This window comes from Carnimonas bestiolae (genome assembly GCF_051251145.1).
In the GTDB taxonomy this organism is placed as follows: Bacteria; Pseudomonadota; Gammaproteobacteria; order Pseudomonadales; family Halomonadaceae; genus Carnimonas; species Carnimonas bestiolae.
The window spans coordinates 68,441-77,526 of record NZ_JBPCZK010000011.1; the positions used below are offsets into that span (position 1 = coordinate 68,441).

Annotated in this window: 7 protein-coding genes; 1 reads left to right on the top strand and 6 read right to left on the bottom strand. The window is 51.6% G+C overall.

All coding sequences use genetic code 11. From position 1 onward, the window contains the following. Window positions 1–5: 5 nt before the first annotated feature. The 6 genes from R84865_RS12015 to cyoA form a co-directional block, all read right to left on the bottom strand. Window positions 6–1,403, bottom strand: coding sequence for a cytochrome ubiquinol oxidase subunit I (locus tag R84865_RS12015; protein WP_435638153.1), 1,398 nt, complete (start codon window positions 1,401–1,403; stop codon window positions 6–8). Between the two features lie 204 nt (window positions 1,404–1,607). Continuing rightward, window positions 1,608–2,519: a heme o synthase gene (gene cyoE / locus R84865_RS12020; RefSeq protein WP_435639785.1), complete on the bottom strand. Its 912-nt coding sequence runs from the start codon at window positions 2,517–2,519 to the stop codon at window positions 1,608–1,610. A 14-nt stretch (window positions 2,520–2,533) separates the two neighbouring features. Continuing rightward, window positions 2,534–2,854, bottom strand: a complete 321-nt coding sequence (cyoD, locus tag R84865_RS12025; RefSeq protein WP_435631937.1) for a cytochrome o ubiquinol oxidase subunit IV — start codon at window positions 2,852–2,854, stop codon at window positions 2,534–2,536. Continuing rightward, window positions 2,855–3,469, bottom strand: a complete 615-nt coding sequence (gene cyoC / locus R84865_RS12030) for a cytochrome o ubiquinol oxidase subunit III (RefSeq protein ID WP_435639786.1) — start codon at window positions 3,467–3,469, stop codon at window positions 2,855–2,857. It abuts the gene before it with no gap. 3 nt (window positions 3,470–3,472) lie between these two features. Next, window positions 3,473–5,458, bottom strand: a complete 1,986-nt coding sequence (cyoB, locus tag R84865_RS12035; RefSeq protein WP_435638154.1) for a cytochrome o ubiquinol oxidase subunit I — start codon at window positions 5,456–5,458, stop codon at window positions 3,473–3,475. A gap of 2 nt (window positions 5,459–5,460) precedes the next feature. Then, on the bottom strand, window positions 5,461–6,498 hold the full coding sequence (gene cyoA, locus R84865_RS12040; protein WP_435631940.1) for a ubiquinol oxidase subunit II: 1,038 nt from the start codon (window positions 6,496–6,498) through the stop codon (window positions 5,461–5,463). A gap of 432 nt (window positions 6,499–6,930) precedes the next feature. On the opposite strand from cyoA, the gene R84865_RS12045 reads away from it, so the two are divergent. Continuing rightward, window positions 6,931–8,307, top strand: a complete 1,377-nt coding sequence (locus R84865_RS12045) for an MFS transporter (protein WP_435631941.1) — start codon at window positions 6,931–6,933, stop codon at window positions 8,305–8,307. The last annotated feature ends 779 nt before the right edge of the window (window positions 8,308–9,086 follow it).

The following is a 9,086-nucleotide window of genomic DNA, read 5'->3' on the forward strand; positions in this document are numbered from 1 at the left end:
CTGGCTCAGTCATCAAAGCTTTCAAGCGTAGCCGAGAACGGCCGCTTAGGGGTGCTGTTTTGTCCAGGCCCACCAGAAGGCATCTCGCCTTGCGGCTCCTTACGAATCAGCTTCAGGATGTAATAGATTCCGATCGCGAAGATAATGGCATAGACCACAATAAAGCCGGTCAGACTTGCAGCCATCGCACCAAATGACAGCGGCGAATGGGCGTTGACGGTTCGCATCAAGCCGTAAACCACCCATGGCTGGCGCCCAGCTTCGGTCGTCACCCACCCAGCGATCAGCGCAATGAAACCGGCGGGCGAAAAGAGTGTTATCCAACGCAGGAACAAGGGAGTGGTGAAGAGCTTGCCTCGCCATCTCAGGAAGCTTCCGACCAATCCAGTAAGCAGCATTAACATGCCGATACCTACCATGATACGGAACGTCCAGAACACTAACGGTACGTCTGGTCGTTCGTCGGCGGGAAAATCTTTCAGTGACTTAATTTGGCCGCCCCAGGTATGGGTCAGATACAGGCTAGCGACATGCGGAATTTCAATGGAGAAGCGATTACGCTCCTGCGACATATCAGGCCATCCCACCAGCGCCAAGGGCACACCTTCTCCTGGCTCGTTCTGCCAATGCCCTTCCATCGCCGCCAGCTTGGCCGGCTGATGCCTGAGGGTATTAAGGCCATGCATATCGCCAGCGACAATCTGAATCGGCACTGCCACGATCGCCATCCAGACCGCCATGGAAACCATGGTTCTAGCGGCAGGGTCCTTGCTGTTGCGCAACAGGTGATAGCCACCAACGCCAGCAACCAAAAAGCTAACGGAGATAAACGCCGCCAGCACCATGTGCACAAACCGGTAAGGAAACGACGGATTGAAAATGATGCTGAACCAATCGGCCGGCAAAAAGTGCCCATCGACAAGATGATACCCGGCAGGAGTTTGCATCCAGCTATTGGAGATCAGGATCCACGTTGCAGAAATCAGCGTGCCTACGGCTACCATGCAGGTCGCGAGGAAGTGAGTGGTCCGATTCACCCTGTTCTCACCGAACAGCATGACGCCGAGGAATCCCGCCTCCAGGAAGAATGCGGTTAGTACTTCGTAGGTTAGCAACACACCTGTGATATCGCCGCCTCGCTGGGCGAACACACTCCAGTTGGTGCCAAACTCATAGGCCATTACCACGCCGGACACTACACCGAGGCCAAAGCCGACGGCGAATATACGAATCCAAAAGCGGTATAGCCCGTGATAAACCTCATTGCCTGTCTTAAGCCACAAAGCTTCAAGCGCCATCAGGAAACTAGCAAGCCCGATGGACAGTGCGGGAAACACAATGTGGTAAGAGACAGTGAAGGCGAACTGAAACCTCGCAAGGTCTACAGCATCCAGTCCAAACATGGACAGTCTCCTCAACGATCACGGAACGTATTTAATATTTAAATTTCGGGCACAATTCTACCGGCGCAGCCAAAAAGCTCACGTCATTGCGTCAATATGACGCAATGACGTGAGACTCTCCTACAGGGTAGACCAAACGTTGGAGCAGAAGCGAACAAGCCCCACCAAATAGCACGGCAGGGCTTGTGAAACACAGGGAAGGAATTACAGGATCGGATTAGACACAGACGCGACGGGACTAGACTGAGAGGCAAGCACAGAGTCAGTCTGGAAATCGAGCGCCATCATTACGCTGAGCGCAGTGACGATAAGGATGGAAAACCCAAACACGCCTCGCGCCCACCGAACATCATCCGTCGCCCCGAACCCTTTCAGGGCCAAATAAAGCCAGTAGAGACTCATGCCAAGCGTTACCGCAAAGTAGCCATATCCAGCATATCCAGCAGCACTCAGCAGCAGCGCAACGACGGCGAATATAATGATGTAGACAATTATCTGCCGCTTCGCGGATGACAGATCCCGCGCCACCGGCAACACCGGAACCCCGGCCGCTTTGTAGTCCTGGTAACGGAAAATGCCAATAGCGAACGAGTGCGGCATTTGCCACATGCTGAATATCAACAGCAGTAGCAAGGCGCCCAAATCAAATACACCCGTTACCGCGCAGTATCCTATGACCGGCGGAACGGCACCCGAGATACTACCCACCAAGGTCCCATGAATGGACTGCCGTTTCAGAAAGAGTGAATAGAAACCGACGTAGACTACAAATCCGATAACACCGAAAAACGCGGCCAAAAAGTTAGCCCCGAAGTACAGCAACGAAAATCCAGCCAACCCCAGTACAGATGCATAGACGAGCGCAACTGGTGGGGATATCAATCCTTTCACGAGCGCCCTCTGACGAGTGCGCTCCATTAATCTGTCGATATCGCGATCGATAACGTTATTAAACACGCAGCCAGAGGCGATCACTAGAGCAACGCCAAGAAGCGTCACCAACAATAGCGTTCCATCAATACGGCCGCGGGAGGCCAAGAAAAAGCCTCCCGCTACCGAAATCAGATTGCCAAAGATGATGCCCGGCTTGGTAACAAGCAGGTATTTCTTCAACATCTCATTACTTCAACTCACGACATGGTGTTCATGTGCAAGTGGAACATGATCCAAATGGATCCAATGACAACGATACCTACCGTCATCAATGTGAACCACATGGTAAGCATGTTCCATCCACCTTCTGCGTCCTTGCTGAGATGCAGAAAGTAAACAGCCTGAACGACAATTTGAACCACAGCCAGGATGAAGATGACTGCAATTAGCGCACCGCTACTGGACAGAGAGTGATTCATCACCATGTAAAACGGAATAACCGTAAGAATGATGGAGAGAATCAGGCCAACTGAATAGGAGCGCAGTGAGCCGTGGGCACTATTGTGATTGCTGCTCATTTATAGGACCCCTGTCAGGTAGACGATAGTGAATACGCAAATCCACACGATGTGCAGGAAGTGCCAGAACAGGCTGAGGCACGAGATGCGTGAGATGTTGTTCTCGGTAAGGCCTTTTGCGCCGATCTGGAACAGCAGAACCAAGGCCCAAATGACACCGCTTGTAACGTGAAGTCCGTGAGTTCCTACCAACCCAAAGTATGAGGATAGGAAACCACTCCGCTGCGGACCGAAGCCCTCAACGATCAGGTGATGGAATTCATAGACCTCCAAGCCAACGAACACCGCACCGAGAATCAGCGTAAGGAACAGCCAAATCAGGGTCTTGCTCTTGTCACCACGGTGAACTGCCAGCATTGCCAGGCCAATCATGAAGCTACTGGCCAAAAGTACAAATGTCTCAACGAGAACGAACGGGAGTTCAAAGATATCGTGTCCTGAAGGACCGCCTGCAAAGTTGTGCCCTATCACCGCATAGGTGGCGAACAGCGCACTGAACAGGATGCAGTCCGACATGATGTAAATCCAGAACCCGAACACTCTCAATGAGATTGTGTCGTGGTGCTCATGCCCGGAGGCATGAGCATCATTGTGCTGAATTGTTTGGGTAGTCATGGATCAGGCCTGCTGCTTCTCAAGGTTCTTGAAATGTTCATTCTCGGTGCGCTCAACCTCGTCCTTCTTGATGTAGAAGTCGGTATCGTCGCTGCAAGAACGAATTACGAAGGTCAGCACTGTGGCGATAAGACCAAACGCCGCCAACCACCAAATATGCCACACGATCGAGAAGCTCATTACGAAGCCGAATAGTCCCATGAGCGGGCCGGCAACAGTATTCTTCGGCATATGGATATCAGAGTAGTGATCCGGACGTTTGTAGGCGACCCCTTTCTCTTTCTCATCCCAGAAGGCATCGAGCTCTTTAACCTGAGGGATGACCGCAAAGTTATAGTCCGGGGGCGGAGACGAAATCGACCACTCCAGTGTACGACCACCCCATGGATCACCTGTAAGATCGTAGTCTTTGTTTTTGCCTGCAAATCCAACTACGAGCTGTAGCACGAACGCAAGGATACCTACCAGGATAATGGCCGCGCCAATAGCCGCGATGATGAACATTGCGTGCATTGCCGGAGTCGGATCAACGAAGGTCGATACGCGACGGGTAATACCCATGAAGCCGAGCGCGTAAAGCGGCATGAACGCAAACCAGAAGCCGATGATCCAGCACAGCGCAGACAGCTTGCCGAGACGCTCGTTGAGCTTGAATCCGTAGACTTTCGGGAACCAGTAAGCAAGACCTGCCAGATAACCGAACACTACACCACCGATGATAACGTTGTGGAAGTGAGCGATCAGGAACAGGCTGTTGTGGAGCACGAAGTCAGCAGCCGGGTTAGCCAGCATTACACCGGTCATACCACCGACGGAGAAGGTTACCAGGAAGCCAAGTGTGTAAATCATTGGCGTGGTGAACTCAACTCGACCACGGTACATGGTGAAGAGCCAGTTAAAGATCTTAACGCCTGTCGGAATAGCGATAAGCATAGTCGCGATGCCGAAGAAGGCATTGACGTTGGCGCCCGATCCCATGGTGAAGAAGTGGTGCAACCAGACGAATAGCGACAATACGGTAATCGCGACGGTAGCCCACACCATGGTGGAGTAACCAAACATGCGTTTCTTACAGAACGTTGCGGTGACTTCGGAGAAAACACCAAACGCCGGCAGAATGAGGATGTAAACCTCAGGGTGACCCCACGCCCAGATCAGGTTGACGTACATCATCTGGTTGCCACCAAGGTCATTGGTGAAGAAGTGCAAACCAAGCGTACGATCAAGCGCCAACAGGGTAATAACCACTGTCAGAATGGGGAAGGTCGCGATGATCATCACGCAGGCACAGAAGGTAGTCCACGTGAAGATAGGCATTTTGAACAGCGTCATGCCGGGAGCGCGCATCTTGATGATGGTGGCAAAGAAGTTGACACCCGTCAGAAGCGTACCGATACCGGATAACTGCACCGACCAAATCCAGTAATCGACACCGACCCCAGGACTCAAATCCCTTTCCGACAATGGTGGATAGGCCAGCCATCCCACCTGACCGAACTCCCCAACAAACAGAGAGATGTTGATCAGAATCGCGGAGAACGCTGTGAACCAGAAGCTCATGTTGTTCAGGAACGGGAATGCAACGTCGCGGGCGCCAATTTGAAGCGGCACAACGATGTTGAACAAACCGATCATGAAGGGCATCGCCATGAAGAAAATCATGATGGTGCCGTGGGCAGTAAAAATCTGGTCATAGTGCTGAGGCGGCAGATAACCTTCACCACCCCCTGAGGACATGGCCTGTTGCAAGCGCATCATGATGGCGTCGGAAAAACCGCGTACCAGCATGACGATGGCAACCACGATGTACATGACACCGATTTTCTTGTGGTCGACTGAAGTAATCCAGTCGTTCCACAAATAGCCCCACTTGCGGAAATAGGTAATAGCCGCAAGCAGCGCTATACCTAGAACAGCGACGACCGAGAACGTACCAATGAGGATAGGCTCATGATACGGAACTGAGTCGAGAGATAATTTTCCGAACATTTTTACTCTCCAGCACCAGCTGTCTTAACTTCCAGACCTTTGCCCACGGTCTCATCCATAACGGTTTGGTACAGATGAGGCTGAACCGCCGAGAAGTACTCTACGGGATTACGCATGGAGGGCTCGGCAAGCCGGTTATAGCGATCAACACTTAGCTGTTCGCCAGACTGTTTCACCTTATCAACCCAGGCGTTGAAGTCTTCAGGGGTTTTAGCAATCGCATTGAACTGCATTCCCGAGAAGCCATTACCGGTGTAGTTGGCACCCGTGCCGCGATAAACACCCGGTTCGCTAGCCTCAAGCCACAGCTTGTTAGACATGCCGCCCATGGCGTAAATCTGGCTACCCAACTGAGGGATGAAGAATGAGTTCATCGCGGTAGCGGAGGTTATACTAAAGCGAACCGGTCTGTTCGCAGGCATGGCAAGTTCATTAACACTTGCGATACCAAGCTCCGGATAGATAAATAGCCACTTCCAATCCAATGACACCACCTGAACCTGCAGCGGCGGCTGGTCAGATTCAATAGGTTTCTGAGGATTCAGACTATGGGTGAAGTGCCAGGTGATGATCGACAGCGCCAAAATAATGATGCAGGGAACGCCCCACACCACTGCTTCCAATTTGTTGGAATGCGACCAGTTTGGGGAGTAGGTAGCGTCCTTGTTGGACGCACGATACTTCCACGCAAACCAGAAAGTCATGATGATTACAGGAATCACCACGAGAAGCATAACCACAAATGCGGTGATGATCATGTTGCGTTGAGCAAGGCCTATGGGTCCCTTGGGATCCAGCAATGCTGCATCGCAACCACCCAGCAGAGAAACCGCGCCAAACACGGTCAGTGCTTTGTAGATGCTTTGCCAATAGTTTCTCGTCATCTTCTGCTCTCTTGATGCCCCTTGCTTGCCAGAAAGATACTTGCGGTGTGTTGGCCGGCTATTGTTCACAAGGTTCCAGGAGCAACGCCCATTCCCATTTGAAGAGCCAGTCTCACAGCCATACCAGAGTATCGGTACCGCATTACGAACGGTCACGATTTTATCTCCCGCTTTCCATTATCGGACATCGCCAATAAAAATTTAAGGGATGCGGAGAAACATCGCTCCAATGTGATAAGAGCGAATGTCGAACGGGAGCCCCTTTCCAACGATGCGCGGCTTCGGGACCAAACCGCACTTCGACGGGCGCTATTCTTAGTTTTTTTCACATATTTCTCAACCCACACATTTTGTATGGAAATATGGAAATAACTTTCGATATCACCGCAACATTATGATTTTGTTGGATATTGTAAAAAATATTTCCATTAGCGTGCTAATTTGAAAAATTAAGAATAAATTGCTATCAGCGTTGCATGATCGATTCTCATAATCTATTAATAGCATCAGCGCTCTTCCCTTACCCTAGCGCCAGCATCACGCGCGAGACCGCGACCAAGCTTTTCTTTTCCAACACCGTTGTGCCCAATGAAAAATAGAACATTTCAACCTGATGAAGCCAAGGCAGTTGGCGGCCTTACTCTGCTGTATAGCATACGTATGCTGGGCTTGTTTATGGTGCTACCGATACTGGCGATCTACAGTGAGCACCTTCGCCACGCCACGCCCACAATGGTCGGTATTGCACTTGGCATCTATGGCTTGACCCAAGCGCTGTTGCAAATTCCTTTCGGCATGCTGTCCGACCGCGTAGGACGGAAGCCGATTATCTTTTTCGGCTTATGCCTACTTTTGATCGGAAGTATTGTGGCCGCACAGTCGACCACCATGTATGGCGTAATCATCGGTCGTTGCTTACAGGGGAGCGGCGCCATCTCGGGTGTAATAATGGCATTGGTCGCTGATCGTACCCGCGAAGAGGTGCGCACTCAGGCCATGGCGGTGATCGGCATTTGCATTGGTATATCCATCGGCCTATCGATGGTGGTGGGGCCGATAATTGCACACTACTTCGGCCTGGATGGCGTGTTCTTGGCGACCGCTCTTCTGGCCATGCTTGGAATGCTTATCTTGTGGGTATTGGTGCCCGCGGCGCCGGTGCGCACCCATAAAGATGTTGGCATGGACTTCCACCAGCTTACTGGCATTCTTCGCCGTGGCGACTTGCTGAGGCTGGATTACGCGATTTTCTCGCTTCACTGCATCTTCACAGCGTTGTTCGTAGCGCTTCCTATCAAGATTAGTAGCCTGGGCTTCACTACCGAAGGAGCTGGATGGGTTTATCTGCCGCTAATGGCCACGTCGTTCGTCGCGATGACGCCACTGGTGATAGTGGCGGAGAAACATCGAAAGATGAAACCCGTCTTTATCGGCAACATCATGCTGCTAGTGCTCACGCTAGCTGCCATGTATTTGCTACCAACCGAGAGTTGGTGGCTGTTGGTACTACTTTGGCTATTCTTTTTCGCCTTCAATCTGATGGAAGCAGTACTACCTTCGATGATTAGCAAGGCTGCCCCAGCTGGCGGCAAAGGAACCGCTCTTGGCGTTTATTCCACCAGTCAATTTTTGGGTACAACGGTCGGAGGGGCACTCGGCGGCCTAGTAGCCAGCTACTTTGGAACGAATGTCGTCTTTCTGTTTGTCGCATTGATTGCGTTGTTTTGGCTACTGGGCGCCTGGTCGATGCGCCCTCCTCAACACCTGTCTAGCGAGATAGAAAGTACGGTCCATCAAACACTGGCCCCAGCAGCACTGCAGGCCAAACTTCTAAAGATTCCTGGTATTGCGGATGCGATGGTGGTAAGCAGTGAGGGATTGGCTTATTTGAAGGTTGATAAGCTCACACTGGATCGAGACGAACTTAACAGTTTGCTTAACAAACCCCATTCCCAAACTGATTAGCTTGTTACATCGAGAACGATCGCTTCCTCGCGTTATCGAAACGGCGACGGTCCATTTGGATCGTCGCCGTTTTTCATTACTGCTGTGTGGTAGAGCAGTCACTCGGAACGCAAAATTGCTGTGTGATCGTGGCATTTAGGATGATTCGAGCACTTGGAAAATAGCTGCTCTGTAAAGGGATTTTTGGGGAAGGATGATAGAGAAGCCTAGTGAGCACTCCCGGAGCCTCTTACGCACGCTGGTAGTAGCCTCACGAGGTGACTTCACGCTACTTCGTTGCTGAGCCAACAAGAACACTTCGGTGGAGGATACATGGCGCCCTTTTCCCGTGGCATGACTATTAAGAACCATGCTATCGACAGCCGCCGGCAAGCATCATGACAAGTCACCGATGTCTATGATGGAGGCGGCAAGAGCACCGCATATGAGGAACAGGCATTATAGGGTTAGCTGTGAACGCATGTCTTATAGGGAGAGCTATATTGCCCTGCTCGGCTTTTGCTCGCCGACCGTGGCGAGTGACGTTGACGGAGTCTTTAGATTGAACCACGGAGCGTGCCTGCTACTCACGCACGCCTCGGTGCTCTAGTACTCTCTCCAGGAAGAGTTTTTCCGGCCGGTGGCCGCTTCACCAGCCAGCCTCCGCGCTCTCCGGCCTTTCCTCTAGACAAAGAAAAACCCTCGACTGGTGTTAACCAATCGAGGGTTTGGAATAAATGCCTGACGATGACCTACTCTCACATGGGGAATCCCCACACTACCATCGGCGCTAAACGGTT